Source organism: uncultured Plantibacter sp. (assembly GCF_963518075.1).
GTDB lineage: Bacteria > Actinomycetota > Actinomycetes > Actinomycetales > Microbacteriaceae > Plantibacter > Plantibacter flavus_A.
Window position 1 is genome coordinate 63,707 of the sequence record NZ_CAUQHZ010000007.1, and the last position, 19,974, is coordinate 83,680.

The 19,974-nt window shown below is 69.0% G+C and carries 22 protein-coding genes, 1 tRNA gene and 1 other RNA gene; 18 read left to right on the forward strand and 6 right to left on the reverse strand.

Annotation, left to right across the window (positions count from 1 at the left end; translation table 11 throughout):
* Positions 1-30: 30 nt before the first annotated feature.
* On the forward strand, positions 31-306 hold the full coding sequence (locus tag RWN05_RS10140; protein ID WP_064296346.1) for a DUF3039 domain-containing protein: 276 nt from the start codon (positions 31-33) through the stop codon (positions 304-306).
* A gap of 43 nt (positions 307-349) precedes the next feature.
* On the opposite strand, the gene RWN05_RS10145 is transcribed toward RWN05_RS10140, so the two are convergent.
* Positions 350-1,678, reverse strand: a complete 1,329-nt coding sequence (locus RWN05_RS10145) for a nicotinate phosphoribosyltransferase (protein ID WP_314139423.1) — start codon at positions 1,676-1,678, stop codon at positions 350-352.
* Positions 1,679-1,765: 87 nt separating this feature from the next.
* Between RWN05_RS10145 and murI the strand changes: the two genes are divergently transcribed.
* The 4 genes from murI to RWN05_RS10165 all read left to right on the forward strand — a co-directional run bounded on the left by murI (position 1,766) and on the right by RWN05_RS10165 (position 4,962).
* A complete protein-coding gene (murI, locus tag RWN05_RS10150) occupies positions 1,766-2,611 on the forward strand; it encodes a glutamate racemase (RefSeq protein ID WP_071260977.1) in 846 nt (281 codons plus the stop codon).
* The gene (gene rph, locus RWN05_RS10155; RefSeq protein WP_064296204.1) at positions 2,604-3,338 is read left to right on the forward strand and encodes a ribonuclease PH; all 735 of its coding nucleotides are present in this window, start codon (positions 2,604-2,606) and stop codon (positions 3,336-3,338) included. The genes murI and rph overlap by 8 nt, the downstream gene beginning before the upstream one ends.
* Positions 3,338-3,973, forward strand: a complete 636-nt coding sequence (gene rdgB / locus RWN05_RS10160) for an RdgB/HAM1 family non-canonical purine NTP pyrophosphatase (RefSeq protein WP_079002171.1) — start codon at positions 3,338-3,340, stop codon at positions 3,971-3,973. The genes rph and rdgB overlap by 1 nt, the downstream gene beginning before the upstream one ends.
* Before the next feature lie 77 nt (positions 3,974-4,050).
* Positions 4,051-4,962, forward strand: coding sequence for a cation diffusion facilitator family transporter (locus RWN05_RS10165; RefSeq protein WP_064296206.1), 912 nt, complete (start codon positions 4,051-4,053; stop codon positions 4,960-4,962).
* Positions 4,963-5,016: 54 nt separating this feature from the next.
* Here RWN05_RS10165 and RWN05_RS10170 read toward each other — a convergent pair whose 3' ends face one another.
* Positions 5,017-5,763 carry a VTT domain-containing protein gene (locus tag RWN05_RS10170; RefSeq protein ID WP_314139426.1) on the reverse strand — a complete coding sequence of 249 codons (747 nt, stop codon included), beginning with the start codon at positions 5,761-5,763 and terminating at the stop codon, positions 5,017-5,019.
* A gap of 52 nt (positions 5,764-5,815) precedes the next feature.
* A tRNA-Leu gene (locus RWN05_RS10175) sits at positions 5,816-5,897 on the reverse strand.
* Between the two features lie 242 nt (positions 5,898-6,139).
* Here RWN05_RS10175 and RWN05_RS10180 point away from each other — a divergent pair.
* Entirely contained in the window at positions 6,140-8,053 is a 1,914-nt protein-coding gene (locus tag RWN05_RS10180) for an anthranilate synthase family protein (RefSeq protein ID WP_314139428.1), read from the forward strand.
* 68 nt (positions 8,054-8,121) lie between these two features.
* Here RWN05_RS10180 and RWN05_RS10185 read toward each other — a convergent pair whose 3' ends face one another.
* Positions 8,122-8,865: an NAD(P)H-hydrate epimerase gene (locus tag RWN05_RS10185; protein ID WP_314139429.1), complete on the reverse strand. Its 744-nt coding sequence runs from the start codon at positions 8,863-8,865 to the stop codon at positions 8,122-8,124.
* Between the two features lie 85 nt (positions 8,866-8,950).
* Complete coding sequence (locus tag RWN05_RS10190) at positions 8,951-9,343, reverse strand: ribonuclease inhibitor (protein ID WP_314139430.1); 393 nt, start codon at positions 9,341-9,343, stop codon at positions 8,951-8,953.
* 96 nt (positions 9,344-9,439) lie between these two features.
* Between RWN05_RS10190 and RWN05_RS10195 the strand changes: the two genes are divergently transcribed.
* From RWN05_RS10195 to RWN05_RS10225, 7 genes are read left to right on the forward strand one after another with little or no spacing between them, the layout of a single operon-like run.
* Positions 9,440-10,669 (forward strand): CpaF family protein, encoded by a 1,230-nt coding sequence (locus RWN05_RS10195; RefSeq protein WP_192018175.1) that lies wholly within the window; start codon positions 9,440-9,442, stop codon positions 10,667-10,669.
* Positions 10,666-11,535 (forward strand): type II secretion system F family protein, encoded by an 870-nt coding sequence (locus RWN05_RS10200; RefSeq protein ID WP_314139431.1) that lies wholly within the window; start codon positions 10,666-10,668, stop codon positions 11,533-11,535. Before RWN05_RS10195 ends, RWN05_RS10200 begins: the two co-directional genes overlap by 4 nt.
* Positions 11,532-12,470 (forward strand): type II secretion system F family protein, encoded by a 939-nt coding sequence (locus tag RWN05_RS10205; RefSeq protein ID WP_314139433.1) that lies wholly within the window; start codon positions 11,532-11,534, stop codon positions 12,468-12,470. The genes RWN05_RS10200 and RWN05_RS10205 overlap by 4 nt, the downstream gene beginning before the upstream one ends.
* 13 nt (positions 12,471-12,483) lie before the next feature.
* Entirely contained in the window at positions 12,484-12,678 is a 195-nt protein-coding gene (locus RWN05_RS10210) for a hypothetical protein (RefSeq protein ID WP_071260955.1), read from the forward strand.
* Positions 12,662-13,087: a TadE family protein gene (locus RWN05_RS10215; protein WP_254773605.1), complete on the forward strand. Its 426-nt coding sequence runs from the start codon at positions 12,662-12,664 to the stop codon at positions 13,085-13,087. The genes RWN05_RS10210 and RWN05_RS10215 overlap by 17 nt, the downstream gene beginning before the upstream one ends.
* Positions 13,062-13,550, forward strand: a complete 489-nt coding sequence (locus RWN05_RS10220; protein ID WP_314139434.1) for a TadE family protein — start codon at positions 13,062-13,064, stop codon at positions 13,548-13,550. Before RWN05_RS10215 ends, RWN05_RS10220 begins: the two co-directional genes overlap by 26 nt.
* A 53-nt stretch (positions 13,551-13,603) precedes the next feature.
* Positions 13,604-14,008, forward strand: a complete 405-nt coding sequence (locus tag RWN05_RS10225; RefSeq protein WP_071260948.1) for a hypothetical protein — start codon at positions 13,604-13,606, stop codon at positions 14,006-14,008.
* 22 nt (positions 14,009-14,030) lie between these two features.
* Here RWN05_RS10225 and RWN05_RS10230 read toward each other — a convergent pair whose 3' ends face one another.
* Complete coding sequence (locus RWN05_RS10230; protein ID WP_314139436.1) at positions 14,031-15,299, reverse strand: MFS transporter; 1,269 nt, start codon at positions 15,297-15,299, stop codon at positions 14,031-14,033.
* A 46-nt stretch (positions 15,300-15,345) separates the two neighbouring features.
* On the opposite strand from RWN05_RS10230, the gene prfB reads away from it, so the two are divergent.
* The 5 genes from prfB to ssrA all read left to right on the forward strand — a co-directional run bounded on the left by prfB (position 15,346) and on the right by ssrA (position 19,870).
* Complete coding sequence (prfB, locus tag RWN05_RS10235) at positions 15,346-16,455, forward strand: peptide chain release factor 2 (RefSeq protein ID WP_079002185.1); 1,110 nt, start codon at positions 15,346-15,348, stop codon at positions 16,453-16,455.
* A 99-nt stretch (positions 16,456-16,554) separates the two neighbouring features.
* On the forward strand, positions 16,555-17,865 hold the full coding sequence (gene ftsE / locus RWN05_RS10240) for a cell division ATP-binding protein FtsE (RefSeq protein WP_314139437.1): 1,311 nt from the start codon (positions 16,555-16,557) through the stop codon (positions 17,863-17,865).
* A complete protein-coding gene (gene ftsX, locus RWN05_RS10245) occupies positions 17,862-18,776 on the forward strand; it encodes a permease-like cell division protein FtsX (RefSeq protein WP_064296231.1) in 915 nt (304 codons plus the stop codon). Before ftsE ends, ftsX begins: the two co-directional genes overlap by 4 nt.
* Positions 18,777-18,887: 111 nt before the next feature.
* Positions 18,888-19,364: an SsrA-binding protein SmpB gene (smpB, locus tag RWN05_RS10250; RefSeq protein ID WP_056007115.1), complete on the forward strand. Its 477-nt coding sequence runs from the start codon at positions 18,888-18,890 to the stop codon at positions 19,362-19,364.
* A gap of 137 nt (positions 19,365-19,501) precedes the next feature.
* Positions 19,502-19,870, forward strand: a transfer-messenger RNA (tmRNA) gene (gene ssrA, locus RWN05_RS10255).
* The last annotated feature ends 104 nt before the right edge of the window (positions 19,871-19,974 follow it).

Below are 19,974 nucleotides of genomic sequence, written 5' to 3' on the forward strand. Positions count from 1 at the left end.
ATGGCGCAGCATGACAGCACGAAGCAGCAGATGAGCACGATCGATCCCGGTGGCACGCCCGACGGTGGGAGCACGGCGATCATGGATCGTGAGCTCGAGGAGCTGATCGAGAGCGAGAACATCGAGCCCGGCGATCACGAGCGCTTCTCGCACTACGTCAAGAAGGAGAAGATCCTCGAATCGGCGTTGAGCGGCAAGCCGGTGAAGGCGCTCTGCGGCAAGAAGTGGACGCCGGGTCGCGACCCCGAGAAGTTCCCGATCTGCCCGGCCTGCAAGGAGATCTACGAGAAGCTCCTCCGCGACTGACGCTGGAGCGCACCGCGGCCGACGCTGAGACGCGTCGCCGCGGTCAGTCTTCGAGGTACACGGTCGGGAGTACGGGGTCGCCGCGGGTGAGGCTGACGGCCCGGGGTGGCAGTTCCCCCACCGCCTGTGCCCGGTGTTCCCTCGCATGGCGCGTCCCCGCGGCGCCGAGGTACTGCTCGTCCACGAGTCCGCCTTCGACGAGCTGGACCATCAAGGGACGTTCCGAGGCGGCGTCGGCCGCACCCTCGTGTTCGCCGGCCGGACCGTCGCCGAGGTAGATACGCTCCTCGCGGGCGACCCCGTGCCGGTCGTAGGCCCGCGCAGCCGTCTTGCGGCCGCCGACGGTCGCCTTCTCGGCCGACTTCTTCGCGACACTGATCCAGTCGCCCTGGTCGTCACGGTGCGCCACGAGCTTGTAGACCATGCCCATGGCGGGGGAGCCGGAGCCGGTGACCACGGAGGTGCCGACGCCGTAGGAGTCGACCGGGGATGCGGCCAGGGCGGCGACGGCGTGCTCGTCGAGGTCGTTGGTGACCGTGATGCGGGTCGATGTGGCGCCGAGTCCGTCGAGGAGGCGGCGGACCTGGTCGACGACGATCGGCAGGTCGCCGGAGTCGATGCGCACGGCTCCGAGCTCCGGGCCCGCGAGGCGCACGCCGAGTCGCACGGCCTCCTCGATGTCGTAGGTGTCGACGAGCAGCGTGGTCCCGGCGCCCATCGTGTCGATCTGGGCTCGGAAGGCGTCCTCCTCGGAGTCGTGCAGGAGCGTGAAGGAGTGCGCGGCCGTCCCCATCGTCGGGATGCCCCAGCTGCGTCCGGCCTCGAGGTTCGAGGTGGCGCTGAAGCCGGCGATGTACGCCGCCCGGGCTGCGGCGATGGCCGACCGTTCGCCCGTCCGACGGGAGCCCATCTCGGCCAGGGGACGGCTGCCAGCCGCAGAGGTCATGCGGGCGGCAGCCGTGGCGACGGCGCTGTCGTAGTTGAACACGCTGAGCGCCAGCGTCTCGAGGATGACGGCCTCGGCGAACGTGCCCTCCACGACCAGGATCGGCGAACCGGGGAAGAAGACCTCGCCCTCGCGGTAGCCCCAGATCGAACCCGAGAAGCGGTAGTCGGCGAGCCAGTCGAGCGCCGTCGTGCTGACGACGCCCTCCTCGCGCAGCCACTCGAGTTCCGATTCACCGAAGCGGAAGTGCTTGAGCAGTTCGAGGAAGCGGCCCGTGCCGGCCACGACGCCGTAGCGGCGGCCGCCGGAGAGGCGTCTGGCGAAGAGCTCGAACAGGCACTCCCGATCCGCGGTGCCGCGGTGAAGGGCGGCGTCCAGCATCGTGAGTTCGTATCGGTCGGTGAGGAGAGCTGAGGACTCGTGCACCTGTTCAGCCTAGCCGCGAGCGTGCTCGGAACGTGGTGATCGGTCGGTCAGCGACGTCGATCGGCAGGGGCGGTAGGCTGGGTCATCGTGAACGACGCACCCATCGGCATCTTCGACTCCGGCGTCGGCGGACTCACGGTGGCGCGAGCGGTCAGCGATCAGCTCCCCGCCGAGTCCGTGATCTACATCGGCGACACGGCTCACTCGCCCTACGGTCCGAAGCCCATCGCCGACGTGCGGCGCTACTCGCTCGAGGTCCTCGACTCGCTCGTCGACCAGGGCGTGAAGATGCTGGTGATCGCCTGCAACACCGCATCGGCGGCCATGCTCCGCGATGCCCGAGAACGCTATTCGGTCCCCGTGGTCGAGGTGATCCAGCCCGCTGTGCGGACCGCGGTCCGGAGCACGAGGAACGGGCGCATCGGCGTCATCGGGACCGAGGGCACGATCAACTCGCGGGCGTATCAGGACCTGTTCGAGGTCAATCCCGAGCTGACGGTGTTCGGCCAGGCCTGCCCCCGGTTCGTCGAGTTCGTGGAGGCCGGCGTCACGACCGGCCCCGACCTCCTCGAGGCCGCTGAGGAGTACCTGGCGCCGCTCCGGCACGCCGGCGTCGACACCGTCGTCCTCGGATGCACCCACTACCCCTTCCTCAAGGGCGCGATCAGCTACGTGATGGGTCCGCAGGTGTCGCTCGTCTCGAGCGACACCGAGACCGCGAACGACGTCTACCGCGTACTCGTCACCCGTGACCTGTTGCGCGACAGCAGCGAACCCGCCACCCACCGGTACGAGGCGACCGGGAGCAGCGCCGACGACTTCATCGCCCTCGCCAACCGTCTGATGGGTCGGGAGATCTCCACCGTCTCGCTCGTTCAGACCGGCGTGATCGACCTTCCATCCCACCAGTTCGAGGAGCACATCCATGAGTGACATCGCGCGCGCCGACGGCCGCACCAACGACCAGCTGCGTCCCATCACGATCGAGCGCGGCTGGAGCGAGCAGGCCGAGGGTTCGGCACTCATCAGCTTCGGCCGGACGAAGGTCCTCTGCACGGCGTCCTTCACCAACGGCGTGCCGCGCTGGCTGAACGGCAAGGGTCGCGGCTGGGTCACCGCGGAGTACGCGATGCTGCCCCGTTCCACCAACGAGCGGATGGACCGTGAAGCGGTCAAGGGCAAGATCGGCGGTCGTACCCACGAGATCTCGCGACTCATCGGTCGGAGCCTCCGCGCCGTGATCGACACCAAGGCCCTCGGCGAGAACACGATCGTCATCGACTGCGACGTCCTGCAAGCGGACGGTGGCACCCGCACAGCGGCGATCACCGGCGCCTACGTCGCCCTCGCCGATGCGATCGAGTGGGCGCGCGGCAAGAAGTTCATCTCGCAGAAGGCGTCGCCCCTCACCGACAGCGTCTCGGCCGTCTCGGTCGGCATCATCGACGGCGTGCCCATGCTCGACCTCGCCTACGTCGAGGACGTGCGCGCCGAGACCGACATGAACGTCGTCGTCACCGGCGGCGGATCGTTCGTCGAAGTGCAGGGGACGGCCGAGGGTGCCCCGTTCGACCGCCGCGAACTCGACTCCCTGCTCGACCTCGCCGTCGGTGGCGCTGCGTCGCTCAAGGCCATCCAGTTCGAGGCCCTCGGACGCTGATGAGCGTCGAGATCGTCCTCGCGACGCACAACCAGCACAAGGTCGAGGAGTTCCAGCGGCTCGTCAGCCGCGACGTCCCCGGGATCACGGTCCTCGCCTACGACGGCCCGGAGCCCGTCGAGGACGGCACGACCTTCAGCGAGAACGCGTTGATCAAGGCTCGGGTCGCCGCCGCCCACACCGGCTCCATCGCGCTCGCCGACGACTCCGGCATCGGCGTCGAGATCCTGGGTGGATCGCCGGGCATCTTCTCGGCGCGCTGGGCCGGCTCGCAGCACGACTCGACCGCGAACCTCGCCCTCCTCCTCGATCAGCTGCGGGACGTGCACGAGGAGCATCGTGCCGCCTGGTTCGCCTGCCACCTCGCCCTCGTGGTGCCGCCTGGGATCGACGGGATGGAGCCGCTCGAGCACGTCGCCGTCGGCACCTGGCGCGGAGCCCTCGCGACGGAGCCGAGCGGGACCAACGGCTTCGGGTACGACCCGGCGTTCATCCCGGACGGCGAGCATCGGACGGCGGCGGAGCTGTCACCGGCTGAGAAGAACGAGCTGAGCCACCGCGCACTCGCCTTCCGAGCGCTCGTCCCGGTGCTGCAGCGGCTCGTGCCCGAGGGGCCCGCGTCGACCGCCAGCTGAGCATGATACTCAGGACCATTCCTATCTCGGCATGAACCCTTCCGCGGGCGCTGGGAAGCTCCTACGGTTGATGCATCATGGGTCACGATCACGCACACGCCGGCACCGCCAACCGCAGGAGACTCGCGGTGGCGATCGCCATCATCGCGACCGTCCTCGTGGTCGAACTCGTCGGTGCCTGGGTGAGCGGTTCGCTGTCCCTCCTCGCCGACGCCGGGCACATGCTGTCGGACCTCACCGGGCTGGTCATCGCGCTCGTCGCCACGATCGTGGCCGCGCGCCCGGCCACCGATCGCCAGACCTTCGGGTATCAGCGCGCGGAGGTGTTCGGCGCGCTCATCAACGCGCTCATCCTGATCGCCGTCGCGGTGTCGGTCCTCATCGAGGGGGTGTCCCGCCTCGTCGAGCCGGCGGACGCGGAGGTCAAGAGCCTTCCGATGTTGATCGTCGCCGTCATCGGTCTCGTGGCGAACCTCGTCGCCCTCCAGGTGCTGCGCGGCGGCCGTGACACGTCGATCAACATGCGCGGCGCGTACCTCGAGGTCCTCGGCGACCTCCTCGGTTCGATCGCCGTGATCATCGCCGCGGTCGTCATCATGCTGACGGGCTTCGCTCAGGCCGACGCCATCGCTTCGCTCGCGATCGCCGCGATGATCGTGCCGCGGGCGTGGTCGTTGCTCCGCGACGTCGTCCACGTCCTCAGCGAGTCCGCGCCCTCGGACACGGACGTGCAGGAGATCAGGGACCACCTGCTCGGCACCGACGGGGTCGTCGCCGTCCACGACGTCCACGTCTGGCAGATCACGTCCGGCCAGCCGGTCTTCTCGGCCCACGTCGTCGCCCGGCAGGAGGTGTTCGCCGACGGTGGCACGGGGGAGCTGCTCGACCGTCTCGGTTCGTGCCTCCACGACCACTTCGACGTCGAGCACTCGACGTTCCAGCTGGAGCCCGAGGAACACGCCTCCCACGAGGAGTCGCACCACCGCTGACGCGCGGGGCGGGTCCGGTTGTTGCGCCACTCGCGCGAGCGGCGCCACCGGCGATCAGACCGGGCCGTTCCCGCGGTCGCGCTTGAAGACGTCCTGGTCGGCGAGCTTCGAAGCCGCGGCCCGACGCTCCTCCTCGGTGATGGTGCCCTGCAGCGCCTTCGCTTTCCGGCTCGACTGGATGTAGTGCCAGGTGGTCGGGATGAGGGTGAGGACGACGGCTCCGATGAGGATGACGTCGATGTAGTTCTGCACGAAGGTGGCGACCGGGGGGATGTATCCGAGCAGGTAGCCGAAGAAGGTGAGCCCTGCGCCCCAGATGAGCGCTCCGATGAGGTTGTAGAGCGAGTACTTCTTGTAGTTCATGTGGCCGATGCCGGCAGCGACCGGCGCGAAGGTCCGGACGATCGGGACGAAGCGCGCCAGGATGACCGCGAGGGCACCGAAGCGCTCGAAGAAGGCGTTCGTCCGCTCGACGTTCTTGATGCTGAAGAGACCGGACTCCTTGCGTTCGAACACCTTCGGCCCGAGTTTGTGCCCGATGAGGTACCCGACCTCGCCGCCGAGGAACGCCGAGAACCCGATCGCGAGGCAGACCCACCAGATGTCGATCTCGATGACGCGGGCGGACCCGAACGCGAGGAGACCGGTGATGACGAGCAGGGTGTCGCCGGGCAGAAGGAATCCGACGAGGAGGCCGGTTTCGGCGAAGACGATCGCGCAGACCACGACGAGGGCCCAGGGACCGACGGCGGTGATGATGCCCTCCGGGTCGAGCCAGGGGATGAGGGCGGTGTGGACCATGCGGAGCTCCTGCTGTCGGGGGAGGGATGGAACGGCGTACGACGATGTCGCGTGCGGGAGAAGGGACTTGAACCCTCACGCTCGAAAGCACAGGAACCTAAATCCTGCGTGTCTGCCAATTCCACCACTCCCGCGGCCCGCTCAGTCTACGGGAGCGAGGTCGGGAACGTCCTGAGCTTCGGGGAGGAGCCACGGACAGCGGAGCCCGGGTCGGCCCGTGTATGCTCGGCTCCATGCGAACGACGTGTGCAACGAGCTGGTGGCCCGCCTCCTAGGCGGACCGCGCACGTGCACACACGACGACTCGACCGCCTGACAGGGCGGTCGTTCTCGTTCGGAGGCCCTGTCGGATCGGTCCCAGCCTGAGGACACCACCATGACCACCCTGCTCCACCGCGTGCTGCACGCCGGCCCCGATTTCCCGTTCGCGGTGCTCCGCCGACACGGCAGCGACACCGTCGACCTCTACACGGGTGAGGTCGTCGACGTCGAGTCGCTCGCCGACATCCCGCTCGGAGCCACCGGCGACGACCACCAGCCCGAGGTCCTCACGCTCGTGCCTTATCGCCAGGTGCGCGAGCGCGGTTTCGCGGCGATGGAGGACGGCGCTCCGCTGCGCTGCCTCGTGGTGAGCGAGCGTGAGACGGTGACGCTCGACGACATGCTCGAGCGACTCCCCGCCGACGCTGTCCCGCTGGTCGACGGCGGGTTCGACGTCTCCGACGAGGACTACGCGTCGATCGTGCGCCGCGTCATCGAGGACGAGATCGGACGCGGCGAGGGCGCCAACTTCGTCATCCGACGCGAGTTCACCGCGACGACCGAGGTGCCGGCCGAGCGCGCGGTCCTCGCCTGGTTGCGGGCGCTCCTGTCGGGGGAGACCGGCGCCTACTGGACGTTCGCCGTGCACACCCCGGGCGTCTCGATGGCCGGTGCGACGCCCGAGCGCCACGTCGCGGTCGCCCGCGACGCTTCGACCGGTGAACGCACCGTCACCATGAACCCCATCAGCGGCACCTTCCGCCACCCGCGCTCCGGCGCGACCGGCGACGACTTCCGCGCGTTCCTCGGCGACGTCAAGGAGACGGAAGAGCTCTTCATGGTCGTCGACGAGGAGATGAAGATGATGAGCCGGGTGTGCGCCTCCGGTGGACGCATCCTCGGCCCCTACGTCAAGCAGATGTCGCGCCTCACCCACACCGAGTACCTGCTCGCCGGGACGAGCGAGCTCGACGTCCGCGAGGTCCTGCGGTTGACGATGTTCGCACCGACGGTCACGGGCTCGCCCATGCAGAACGCGTGCTCGGTCATCGCCCGCCATGAGCGGAACGCGCGCGGCTACTACTCCGGCGTGCTCGCGCTGTTCACCCCGGTGGGCGACGGCGACTACGAACTCGACGCACCGATCCTCATCCGCACCGCCTACGTCGACGACGCCGGCCTCGTCCGCGTGCCCGCCGGTGCGACGCTCGTCCGTCATTCGGATCCCGAGTCGGAGGTGGCCGAGACGGCGGCGAAGGCCGCTGGCGTGTTGACCGCTCTGGGCGTCATGGCACCCGCCGGGCTCGGCCCGACCGTCGACCTCGCGGCGGAGCCGGGCGTACAGGACGCGCTCCGAGCGCGGAACGAGCGGTTGGCGTCCTTCTGGTTGCAGCCGCAGCACCCGGCACCGGTCGGTTCACTGTCAGGCCGTACCGCGGTCATCGTCGACGCCGAGGACGAGTTCACCGCGATGCTGGCCCACCAGCTGCGCCACTTCGGGATGACCGTCAGCGTGGAGCACTGGTCGGCGGTGACCGACGCCCTCGTGGACGTCGACCTCCTCGTCGCCGGCCCGGGTCCGGGCGATCCGCTCGACCTCGCCGATCCGCGTGTCCGCCGGATGCACGAGATCGTGTCGGCGCGCCTCGCCGCCGGAGCGCCACTGCTCGCCGTCTGCCTGAGCCATCAGGTGCTGGCGATCCAGCTCGGGCTGCCGATCGAACGCCTCGACGCGCCCCGACAGGGACTGCAGCTCGACCTCGACCTCTTCGGTGAGCAGTCGCTGATCGGGTTCTACAACACCTTCACCGCACGGCTGGCGGGTGAGGCTCCGGTCGGTGGGGTCGAGATCGCCGCCGATGCGGCGTCGGGCGACGTGTTCGCGATGCGCGGTCGTGGGTTCGCGTCGGTCCAGGGGCACCTCGAGTCGGTGCTGTCGCGCGACGGGCTCCGCACGCTCGGCTCGCTCGCGGGCCATGCGCTCGCGGGTGTCGCGTCCGGGCGATCTGCTGCCGCCGTCGGCTCCTGAGCGTCATGCGCCGCCTGGACGGTCGGTGATGCCGACCGCCCAGGCGAGGTGCCGGGCTGGGCAGCCGGTCAGGCGTCCGCCTGGTCCAGCGTCGTGAACGGCGTGACGTCGGCCAGCTGCGGTCCGAGGCCGATGTCGATGAGGCGGACGTCGCCGGCGTAGGCCGAGCCGGGTGGGATGAGCAGCCCGGCCTTCACCGCGCCGAACGTGACCGTGACCTCCGCCGGCAGGACGGCGCCCTCGGGGACGCTTCCCTCGTCGGGGTCGATACCGCTCGGGACGTCCACGGCGACGACGGTCGGCCCGCCCGCGCTCTGCACGACCGGGAGGACCGCCTCGACGATCGCCTTCGGCGCACCGCGGAGCGTGGGGTTCCGGCTGGCCCCGATCCCAAAGACGGCGTCGACGACGAGCGCGGCGCCCTTGGCCTCGTCAGCGGTGTCGTCCGGCTCGGCGGGGGAGTTCATGAGGAAGCGGACGCCGGCCTCGACGGCGGCGGCGTAACCCGCCTCATGGGCGTGGTCACCGGTCCTGGCCACGACGAGGTCGAGTGGGACGTCGTCCGGACCGGTCGTGCCGGCGAGTTCCGCCGCTGCGAAGAGGGCGTCACCGCCGTTGTCGCCTGATCCGACGAGCAGCAGGATCTTCCAGATGTCGGGTGCCTCGTCCTCGAGGCCATCCGCGCGGTCGGCGAGCACCGCCCGCAGCTCCTCGGCGAGGCCGTGTGCGGCTCGTGCCATGAGCGGTTCCCCGGCGTCCAACAGCGGTGCCTCTGCGGCTCGGACCTGGTCTGCGGTGTAGCCGTTGATCATGGAGCCCACTCTTCCGGCTCGTGTCGACCGCCGCAAGCGGTTGCGATCGGGGACCGGCACCGGAACAGCCGGCGGATCGACCGGTTCAGGCGAGTTCGAGTCGGATGTCCGGGTGGCCGGCGAAGACTTCGAGGAGCAGGTCGAAGTAGGTTTTGCCGCGGCCGGCGTCCAGGTCGTCGAGCTGCGTGGTGATCCGCGCCGTGTCGAACGGTGCGCCGCGCTCGAGCTTCTCCTGCAGCCACGCGCGGGTGGCCGTGACGCCGAGGGCGGTGCGGCTCGCGTCGTGGTCAGTCCAGACGAAGTGCACGTCCTCGAGATCGCGGAGCGCACCGATTCCGCCATAGAGGACGTCGTCGAGGGCGTCGAGGCTCGGGCCGAGATCCCAGTCCTCGTCCTGCATGAGCAGTTCGTTCATCACCGCGTAGAACGAGGAGATGTCATGGATGCGGGAGCTGTCGATGCGGAAGGTGGTCGGCACGGTTCCCGAGCCTAGTGACCGGTTCACGGGGCGTCGAGCAGCGGGTGCTGTGGATAACTTCTGCGGGGTGTGGTCGGTGTTCGTCAGGATGGCGGCATGGGGACAGCGGCGGAGATCATCACGGCGCGCGTGCGCGACCGGGTGCGTGAGGAGTTCGGGGAGCCGGGTCGGCGTGGGGGAGCGGGGCGGATCGCTCGCGAGGAGGTGCGTCGCTACAACGAGCGGGCGTTGAACGACACGACGCCGCTCATCGACGATGAGCACGGGATGACGAGCGAGGTGCTCGCCGCGGTGACGGGGTTCGGCGCGATCCAGCCGTTGCTCGACGATCCGGGTGTCGAGGAGATCTGGATCAACGAGCCGACCAAGGTGTTCGTCGCCCGCGGCGGGGTGTCAGAGCTCACGGACGTGGTCCTCGGGGAAGGTGACGTCCGCGACCTCGTGGAGCGGATGCTTCGCGCCACCGGTCGACGGGTCGACCTCGCGAACCCGTTCGTCGACGCCTCGCTTCCGGACGGCTCGAGGCTGCACGTCGTCATCCCCGACGTCACGCGTCGGCACATGTCCATCAACATCCGCAAGTTCTCCGCACGGATCCGTGATCTCGGTCAGCTGGTGGCCGCGGGATCGATCAGCTATCAGGCCGCCGAGTTCCTGCGCGCGAGCATGACCGCGGGGGCGAACCTGCTCGTGTCGGGCGCGACCCAGGCCGGCAAGACCACGATGCTCGGCGCCCTCATCGCGGCGCTGGACCCAGCCCTCCGCATCGTCACCGTCGAGGAGACCTTCGAGCTCGCGCCGGGTAACCGCGACGTCGTCGCGATGCAGTGCCGGCAGGCCAGCCTCGAGGGCACGGGAGAGATCACCCTCCGCAGGCTCATCAAGGAAGCGCTCCGGATGCGGCCGGACCGCATCGTCGTCGGCGAGGTCCGGGAGGCGGAGAGCCTCGACCTCCTGATCGCCCTCAACAGCGGATTGCCCGGGCTCTGCAGTATCCACGCGAACTCCGCGCGCGACGCGATCGGCAAGCTCTGCACGCTGCCACTGCTGGCGGGCCGGAACATCGACTCGGGGTTCGTGCGCCCGGCCGTCGCATCCTGCGTCGACCTCGTCGTGCACTGCGAGCTCGACCGGTCCGGACGCCGACGGGTGGCGGAGATCATCGCGGTCGGCGGGAGCGGGGAGTCCCACACGATCGAGGCCTCCACGCTCTTCGAGCAGCGCGACGGAGAGCTCCGCGCCACCGGTCGCTTCCCCCTGAACGACGCCAAGTACCGTGCGGCCGGGATCTCGCTCGCCTCGATCCTCGCCGTCGGCGAGCGATGAGTCTCGTCGTCGGAGCGGTGCTCGCCGCAGGCCTCCTCCTCACCGTCGCACCCTGGTGGTGGCCGGACCCGGAGCCACTGCGCGACACCCTGGAGCGGTGGAAGCCGGTCGCTGCGCTCCGCGAACTCCTGATCCTGGCCGGTCTGCCCGGTCGGTACTGGGCGGCCGCCATCGTGGTCTCCGTCCTCGCCGGACTCGTCTCCGGCGCGGTGGTCCAGGCGCTCTGCCGTGTCCTGCCGCTGACCGCCGTCGTCGCCGTCGCCGGACTCGTCGCACCGGTCATCGTGCTCCGAGCCCGCGCCATCTCGCGACGTCGCCTGCAGCGGGGACTGTGGCCGGATGTCGTGGACCACCTGTTGTCCGCGATCCGGTCAGGGCTCTCGCTCCCGGATGCGGTGGCCGCGCTCGACACCGTCGGACTCGCACCGCTCCGCCCGGCGTTCGCCGCGTTCAGCGCCGACTACCGGGCTGCCGGCCGCTTCGCCGACGGCATCGACGACCTGAAGACCGCGCTCGCCGACCCTGTCGCGGACCGCATCCTCGAGACGGTGCGCATGGCCCGCGACGTCGGAGGCACGGAACTGCCGGCGGTGCTCCGAGCGCTGTCCGCGGGGCTGCGCGAGGAGTCGGCCATCCGAGCCGAGGCCGAGGCGCGACAGTCCTGGGTGGTGAACGCCGCGAGGCTGGGCGTCGCAGCACCCTGGGCGATCCTCCTGCTCCTGTCGTCCCGGCCGGAGGCGTCCGCCGCCTACAACTCCCGGGAAGGAGCGGTCCTGATCATCGCCGGCGTCGTGGTCTCCGCCCTCGCCTACCAGGCGATGCTCCGCGTCGGACGCCTCCAGCCCGAACGCCGGTGGTTCCGGTGAGTGCCGACGGAGCGTGGGCGCTCAGCCTCGGAGCCGTGCTCGGGGTCGGCCTCTGGGCGCTCGCGATGCTCCTGCCGGCACTCGGACGACCGCGGCTCGCGGACCGCATCGCCCCCTACGTCGCCGACCTCTCCAGCGACGCCCGGTCACAAGCCGCGCGCCGCTCAACCGACCCGCTACCGGTCCTCGGGACCCTGCTGGTGCCGGTCCTCCGCGCCCTTCGATGGTCGCTCGGCCTGGTCGGCGCCGATCAGGAACTCGTCATCCGTCGATTGGGTCAAGCCGGGGGACCGACGCTCGAGCGGTACCGACTGCTGCAACTCCTGTGGGGGCTCGGCGGCTTCGCGGTCGCCGCGGCGCTCGCCGTGTTCTCCTTCAGCAACGGACGACTGGCGCTCCCGTTCGCCGCACCGCTCCCCGCGGTCGGGGCGGTGGCCGGAATCGTCGTCCGCGACCAGCTGCTGGCACTCGCCGCCAGTCGCCGCCTCGCGCGGATCGAGGAGGAGCTGCCGACGGTGCTCGAGTTCCTCAGTCTGAGTCTCGCGGCCGGCGAAGCGATCACGGACGCCATGGACCGCGTGGCGCGCATCGGGTCCAGCGGGGAGCTCGGCAGGGAGTTCCGCCGGGTGATGGCGGACGTCTCCACCGGTATCCCGTTCGCCACCGCACTCCGGCAGTTCGAGGCACGACTCGCGATGCCGATGCTGTCGCGATGCGTCGACCAGATCCTCGGTGCGCTCGAACGAGGGACACCGGTCGCAGCCGTGCTCCTCGATCACGCACACGACGGACGCGACATCGCCAAACGCCGTCTCCTCGAATCCGCCGGGAAGAAGGAGGTCGCGATGCTCGTGCCCCTTGTCTTCCTCATCCTGCCCCTGTCCATCATCATCGCCGTCTTCCCCGGAGTGTTCGTGCTCCGGACCGGCTTCTGACGAAAGGTTCCACATGTCCTCCTCCTCAATCCTCGACCGCACGCTCCACCGGAGTCGCTCCGTCCTCGCCGAGGAGCGCGGCGACGTCCCCGGCTGGGTCCTCATCACGCTCATGACGGCCGGGCTCGTCCTCCTCATCTGGGGTGTCGCGGGCCCGGCGCTCACGCAGGTGTTCGAACAGGCCATCGACCGTGTCTCCGGCATCTGAGCCCGAGATCGGCGGATGGCGGACGCGGCTCGTGCACGGCGAGGACGGATCAGCCGTCGCCGAGTTCGTGTTCGTCGGAGCGATCCTCACCGTCCTGATGATGTCCGTGGTCCAGCTCGCGCTCGCCCTCCACGTCCGGAACACGCTCATCGACGCGGCGGCGGAGGGTGCTCGGTTCGGCGCACTGGCCGACACCGAGCTGCTCGATGGCGCCGAACGAGCACGACAGCTCATCGCCGTCGCCGTGGGGGAGGGCTACACCGGTGACGTCAGCACCACACTGGCCGAACAGCGCGGAGTCGGCATCGTCACCGTGACCGTCCGCGCACCGCTTCCGGTCGTGGGCTTGATCGGACTGCCCGGCGTCCTGGAGGTGGAGGGTCATGCGGTCCTCGAGACACTCGAATGATGAGCTGCGTCACCGACCGACCCCACTGGACGACGACGGATCGGCCTCCCTCGAGTTCATCACCGTCGGTCTGGTCCTCCTCGTGCCGATCGTCTATCTCATCGTCGCGCTCGCCGAAGTGCAGGCGGCGGTGCTCGCGGCCGGCGGGGCCGCGGCGCAGGCGGCGAAACTCTACGCGCGGGCCGACGACGACGCCACAGGTCGCGACCGCGTCGAGGACGCGCTCGCACTCGCACTGGACGACTTCGGGCTCGATCGGTCCCAGTCGTCCGTCACCCTCGACTGTGCACCAGCCGGTCTCCCGTGCGGGCAGCGCGGCGGTGCCGTCACGGTCACTGTCGACATCCTCGTGGTCCTGCCGCTGATGCCCGAGATCGTCGGCGTCCAGGCCGCGGTCCCCGTGACCGGCGCCGCCACGGCACCGATCTCCCGGTTCGACGACCGGTTCAGCGAGGCGGAATAAGAGTGCCGGGCAGACGACGACATCTGGACGTCGGCGAAGAGGACGGGTCCACCATGCTCCTGACCATCGGATTCGCCGTGGTGGCGCTCGCCGTGGTCCTTGTCGGGAGCGCCGCCACGTCCCTGTACGTGGAGCACAAGCGGCTCCTCGACCTCGCCGACCGCCTGGCCGCGACCGCTGCGGAGTCCTTCTCCATCGACGACGTCACGATCCAGTCCGAGGGGACCTTCCGACCCGTCCTCGATGACGACTCGGTCCGTTCGAGTGCACGCGACGATCTCGTCACCGGTGGTGCGGGTGCGCTCACCGGCGTCGAGATCGTCGCGGCGCGGACGCCGGACGGCCGGAGCGCGGAGGTCTCGCTGGCGTCGGATTGGCGGCCACCGATGCTGACGCTGTTCGTCCCGCAGGGCCTCCGGATCGAGGCGACCGCGAGTGCTCGCAGTGTGTTCTGGTGAGGGAGCACGAGCCTGCCGACGATCAGGGGAAGGGGCGCGTTCCGCGATCGATGTAGCGGGGGATGAACCGGAAGAGGAGGAACGCGCCGATGAGCCCGACACCGCCGATGGTGCCGGCGGCGAGGGAGATCGACGCAGCCGCGGTGATCCCGGACATCGCCAGTGGAGCGGCGGCGGTGCCCGCGTCGCCCAGGAAGCGATAGGCGCCGAGGAACGGCGCGGGACGGTCCGGTGGCGCGAGGTCGGAGCCGAGGGTCATGAGGATACCGCTGCCGAGCCCGTTGGACAGTGCCAGCACGAGGGCGACGGCGATGAACCAGACCCGCGCCTCATCGAGGTCGTGCGTGAAGGCCAGGACGATGAACCCGGAGCCCAGCCCGATCATCGACGGGACGGCGGTCCAGATCCGCCCCCAGCGGTCCATGACCTGACCGCTGGCATAGAAGAGGGCGAACTCCACCGCGCCGACGACGCCGATGATGAGCGCCGTGTCCGTCTCCGAAACGCCGATGCTCACGGCCCACAGGGGGAGCAGGACCGCGCGGCACGACCGCAGGGCGCCGACAAGTGCAGCGGTCGTCCCCATCCTCGTGAGCACCGCGCCATGGGCTCGGATCGACGCGATGAGACCGCTCGACTCCTCGGACGCGAGCTCCTCACCCTCGGTGCGCTCCTCGCCGTCGGCGGTGCGTGTCGACGGCGGTCGCCCGAACATCTCCGCAGGGTCGGGGAGGACGAGCAGGGTGATCGCGGAGCCGGCGCAGCAGACGACCATCACCCAGAACGCCGCCTGAGACGTCCCGGTGAGGTGGATGACGCCCGCAGCCAGGAACGGGCCGATGAACGTGCCGGCGCGGAAGACGCCGCCGAGGGAGGAGAGCGCCCTCGCCCGGAACCGCATCGGCACGTACGTCGTCATGAACGCGTGCCGTGCCAGACCGAACACGGCGGTCGCGAGCCCGATGCAGAAGATGCCCACGGCGAGGACGAACGGATTGGGGGAGATGGCCGCCGTCGCGACCCCGACGACCGCGAGCAGCGCCGCCCACATCATCGCGAAGCGTTCGCCGATCCGACTGACGATCCACCCTGACGGGACGTCGCCGACGAGTTCGCCGAGCATGATGAGCGACGAGATGACGCCGGCGACGGCGAGCGTCGCCCCCAGGTTCCCGGCGACGGCCGGGATGATCGGGATGATGGCGCCTTCACCGATCGAGAACAACAGTGTGGGGAGGAAGACCGAGACGGCCACGGAGCGCAGCTGGAACGGGCGTTCGTCGGAAGTCATCCCCTCGATCGTACGCCCGCGGCCCTGCGCGGTAGGCTGAAGCCAAATGTTTGACTTGGACCTCTCCACACAGATCAGTACCCTCCGTTCGACCTTCGACGACATCCGCACCGTCGTCGACGTCGACCGTCTCGAAGCCGAGATCGCGACGCTGAGCGAGCAGGCGGGTGCCCAGGATCTCTGGGACGACACGACGAACGCGCAGAAGGTGACGAGCGCCCTGAGCCACCGTCAGTCCGAGCTGGCCCGCATCACCAGCATCGCGAACCGGCTCGACGACCTCGAGGTGCTCATCGAACTCGCGACCGACGCCCAGGACGAGGAGTCGGCCGAAGAGGCCCGCCAGGAGCTCATCAGCCTGCAGAAGGTGCTCGGCGAACTCGAGGTGCAGACGCTGCTGAGCGGCGAGTACGACCCGCGCCCCGCCGTCGTCACCATCCGCGCCGGTGCCGGCGGTGTGGACGCCGCCGACTTCGCCGACATGCTGTTCCGCATGTACCTGCGGTGGGCCGAGCAGCACAAGTACCCGGTCACCGTCATGGACACGAGCTACGCGGAGGAGGCCGGCATCAAGTCGGCGACCTTCGAGGTCGACGCACCGTACGCCTTCGGCACCTTGAGCGTCGAGGCGGGCACGCACCGCCTGGTGCGCATGAGCCCCTTCGGTGCCGCCGGCAAGCGGCAGACGAGCTTCGCCGCCGTCGAGGTCATCCCGCTCATGGAGGAGACGGAGATCGTCGAGATCCCCGAGTCGGACATCCGTGTCGACGTCTTCCGGTCCAGCGGCCCTGGCGGCCAGTCGGTCAACACCACCGACTCCGCCGTGCGCATCACCCACCTGCCGACCGGCACGGTCGTCTCGATGCAGAACGAGAAGAGCCAGATCCAGAACCGCGCCGCAGCCATGCGCGTGCTCCAGTCGCGACTCCTCCTCATCCAGAAGGAGCAGGAGGCCGCGACGAAGAAGGAGCTGGCCGGCACCATCACGGCGAGCTGGGGCGACCAGATGCGCTCCTACGTGCTCGCGCCGTACCAGATGGTCAAGGACCTGCGGACGGAGCACGAGCAGGGGAACCCCGCAGCGGTGTTCGACGGCGATCTCGACGGGTTCATCGCCGCGGGCATCCGCTGGCGGTCGATGTCGAAGGCGGAGTAGCGCGGGGCGGCATAGTGTTCGCCCAGCCCTCGTACAGGGTACGGATCGCGGGCGTGTCCTGCCCGTAATCGGCAGGTCGCTCCTTAAGCTCAAGGAGCCATGATTCGGTTTGATCACATCTCCAAGAAGTATCCGGGAACCTCGCGTCCCGCGCTCAACGACGTCGATTTCGAGATCCTCCGGGGAGAGTTCATCTTCCTCGTCGGCGCCTCGGGGTCGGGGAAGTCGAGCTGCCTCCGCCTGATGCTCAAGGAGGACAAGCCGAGCAAGGGCAAGATCCATGTGCTCGGCCACGACCTCGGTTCCATCTCGAACCGCAAGGTGCCGTACTTCCGGCGCAGCCTCGGGGTCGTGTTCCAGGACTTCCGTCTACTGCCGAGCAAGACGGTCTACCAGAACGTCGCCTTCACCCTCCAGGTGATCGGCAAGTCGCGCGGCTTCGTCCAGGAGGCCGTCCCCGACGTCCTCAAAATGGTCGGACTCGACGGCAAGGCGCAGCGCCTGCCGCACGAGCTGTCCGGTGGTGAGCAGCAGCGCGTCGCCATCGCCCGCGCCATCGTCAACAAGCCGCAGATCCTGCTGGCCGACGAACCGACCGGTAACCTCGACCCCGCCACCAGCGCCGGCATCATGCAGTTGCTGGAGCGCATCAACGCGGGTGGGACGACGGTCGTCATGGCCACGCACGAGGCCGGCTTCGTCGACCAGATGCAGCGCCGGGTGATCGAGCTGCAGGACGGTCAGATCGTCCGTGACGAACGCCACGGTGGATACGGCACGACCGCGGCCATCCCGGGTCTCGTCAGAGGATCCTCCAAGGCCGCCGCTCCGGCGGCACAGTCAGCTCCCGCAACGGCCTCGACTCCGGTCTCACCCGTCGTCGAGACCTCCTCGGTTCCGGTGACGACCACGACCTCATCCGTCGCTGCCAACTCCGAGCCCACGACGAGTGCGGTGGCCGCAGCCGCGGTCGCCGCCACCGCGGCCACGCCGACCGCTCCAGCCGCACCGACCGCGCCCGCCGCGGTCTCGCGCGAGACCACACCGCAGGCTGACACCGACGAGGTCGTCACCCGGGTGTCCGGCTCGACGCCGATCCAGGAATCGGCCGCGGCTCCCGTGGCCGAGCCTGAGACTTCGGCGGCGCGAGCCGAGGAATCGACACTGGAAGCGCCCGAGGCCGAGCCGACGACGCCGGAAGCGGAGCCCGCCGTACCACCGGCGGCTGCGGTCCCGGAGGTCGCGCCTCCGCAACGCCTGAGCAACGCCACGGGCCCCATCGGGCTCCCGGCGCGCAACGAGATCGACCCGATCGAGGTCGAACACCTGTCGCTCGCCGAGCGACTCGGCCTGCGTGCCGCGGCGCGCGGCACTGAAGACGGAGAGCAGAACGTGGGGCCGACCAAGTGAGACTCGCACTGATCTGGTCCGAGGTCTGGAACGGCCTGCGTCGCAACGTCTCGATGGTCGTCTCCGTCGTGCTCGTGACGTTCATCTCGCTCACCTTCGTCGGTACGGCCGTCCTGCTGCAGATGCAGATCGGCCAGATGAAGAACTACTGGTACGACCGCGCGCAGGTCGCGATCTACCTCTGCACCGCCGACAGCGCGGGCGACACCTGCGCCGCCGGTGCCGCGACCGAAGAGCAGCGCGCCGCCGTCCAGAGCGCCCTCGAGTCGTCGACCCTCGCCCCCTTCGTGGACAAGTTCTACTTCGAGGACCAGGCGCAGGCGTTCACGAACTTCCAAGAGCAGTTCAAGGGCAACGACATCGCACAGTTCGTCACGGCGGACCAGCTGCCCGAGACCTTCTGGGTGAACATGAAGGACGCCTCGCAGTCCGACGTGCTCGTCGAGGCGTTCTCCGGGGTCGCGGGCGTGGAGCAGGTGACGGATCAACGCCAGTACCTCGACCAGATCTTCTCGGTCCTGAACATCGCCAGTTACACGGCGATCGGGATCGCGGCACTCATGCTGGTCGCTGCGGCCCTGCTGATCGCGACGACCATCCGCTTGTCGGCGTACTCGAGACGCCGGGAACTCGGCATCATGCGACTGGTCGGTGCATCGAACCGGTTCATCCAGACACCGTTCATCCTCGAGGGTGTGTTCGCCGCGCTCATCGGCTCCATCCTCGCGGCCGGGGCGGTGATCACCATCGTCCAGGTGTTCGTCCAGGGATACCTGGCGGACCGCATGCGGTACGTCAACTTCGTCGATCTCGGTGACGCCTTCGTGGTCCTCCCGATCCTGCTGCTCGTCGGCGTGCTGTTGGCGGCGATCTCGGCCAACTTCGCGATCTCGCGGTACCTCAAGGTCTAGCGGAGAGGCAGTGCGGCCACCGCACCGCTCGCTCTGCGTTAGACTGACAGGCTGCCGCGATCGCGGCCGGTCCGTTCCGATGGATCCGAACCAGAACGTCAGGAGTACACCGTGCCGAGGGAACGGGGCGAGAACGTCGTGGCCACGAACCGCAAGGCCCGCCACGACTACACGATCGAGGACACCTACGAGGCCGGCATGGTCTTGACGGGTACCGAGGTGAAGTCGCTGCGAGCCGGGCGGGCGTCGCTCGTCGACGGGTACGCCTTCATCGACCGCCGGGAGGCGTGGCTCGACGCGGTGCACATCCCCGAGTACGGCCAGGGCACGTGGACGAACCACCCGCCGCGGCGCAAGCGCAAACTGCTGCTGCACCGCGAGCAGATCGACAAGATCGCCCACAAGATCGCCCCCGGTGGGTTCACCCTCGTGCCGTTGAAGATCTACTTCAAGGACGGCAAGGCCAAGGTGGAGATCGCCGTGGCGAAGGGTAAGAAGGAATACGACAAGCGGCATGCCCTGCGCGAGAAGCAGGACACCCGTGAGGCCGCGCGTGCGATGGCCACCAGGAACCGGCTCGGCGAATAGGTGACAGGCGCCACCCCGGCGCGGTACACTTGAAAGCTGCACCGCAAGGTGCTCGTCCACCGCTCGCGGTGGATTGACAACTCGACAGCGTGTGACAACGACCCTCTTCGCCTCGTTCTCCGAGGCGCTGAGTCCATGGGGATGATCGGTTTCGACATTGCCTGCGAAACTGCGAGAAGCGGGTCGAGGATGCAGGGTTATCTCGTTAACGATCTCTGCAAAACAACAAGTGCCAACTCTAAGCGCACTGACTTCGCCCTCGCTGCTTAAGCGAGCCCGATAGTCCGTCAGACCGAGCGTGTCCCCGTCTCGGATCCTGGCGTCATCTAGGGGACTTGCTGGATGACGGAGCCGCGACGTCATCCGGGACTTTTCTTCGGCTGGGCCCGTCGACCAAGATGCCCTTGTCAATGGTCGGGGCCGAGTAGAACGCATTAAGGGATACGCCCGTAGAAGGCGCAGAATCACAGCAGTGGACGGGGGTTCAATTCCCCCCATCTCCACTCCGGACGTTGTCACACGCTGCCGAGTCGACGACAGGCCCCCGCTTCGGCGGGGGCCTGTCGTCGTTCCTGGGGTCGGAGGGGCACCGACGGGCTGCTAACCTGGG

Coding starts and splice junctions, on each gene's coding strand:
- RWN05_RS10140 (WP_064296346.1), top strand. CDS start 31: ATGAGCACGATCGATCCCGGTGGCACGCCCGACGGTGGGAGCACGGCG.
- rph (WP_064296204.1), top strand. CDS start 2,604: ATGAGTGACATCGCGCGCGCCGACGGCCGCACCAACGACCAGCTGCGT.
- rdgB (WP_079002171.1), top strand. CDS start 3,338: ATGAGCGTCGAGATCGTCCTCGCGACGCACAACCAGCACAAGGTCGAG.
- RWN05_RS10165 (WP_064296206.1), top strand. CDS start 4,051: ATGGGTCACGATCACGCACACGCCGGCACCGCCAACCGCAGGAGACTC.
- RWN05_RS10170 (WP_314139426.1), bottom strand. CDS start 5,763: ATGGTCCACACCGCCCTCATCCCCTGGCTCGACCCGGAGGGCATCATC.
- RWN05_RS10180 (WP_314139428.1), top strand. CDS start 6,140: ATGACCACCCTGCTCCACCGCGTGCTGCACGCCGGCCCCGATTTCCCG.
- RWN05_RS10185 (WP_314139429.1), bottom strand. CDS start 8,865: ATGATCAACGGCTACACCGCAGACCAGGTCCGAGCCGCAGAGGCACCG.
- RWN05_RS10195 (WP_192018175.1), top strand. CDS start 9,440: ATGGGGACAGCGGCGGAGATCATCACGGCGCGCGTGCGCGACCGGGTG.
- RWN05_RS10200 (WP_314139431.1), top strand. CDS start 10,666: ATGAGTCTCGTCGTCGGAGCGGTGCTCGCCGCAGGCCTCCTCCTCACC.
- RWN05_RS10210 (WP_071260955.1), top strand. CDS start 12,484: ATGTCCTCCTCCTCAATCCTCGACCGCACGCTCCACCGGAGTCGCTCC.
- RWN05_RS10220 (WP_314139434.1), top strand. CDS start 13,062: ATGCGGTCCTCGAGACACTCGAATGATGAGCTGCGTCACCGACCGACC.
- RWN05_RS10225 (WP_071260948.1), top strand. CDS start 13,604: ATGCTCCTGACCATCGGATTCGCCGTGGTGGCGCTCGCCGTGGTCCTT.
- RWN05_RS10230 (WP_314139436.1), bottom strand. CDS start 15,299: ATGACTTCCGACGAACGCCCGTTCCAGCTGCGCTCCGTGGCCGTCTCG.
- prfB (WP_079002185.1), top strand. CDS start 15,346: ATGTTTGACTTGGACCTCTCCACACAGATCAGTACCCTCCGTTCGACC.
- ftsE (WP_314139437.1), top strand. CDS start 16,555: ATGATTCGGTTTGATCACATCTCCAAGAAGTATCCGGGAACCTCGCGT.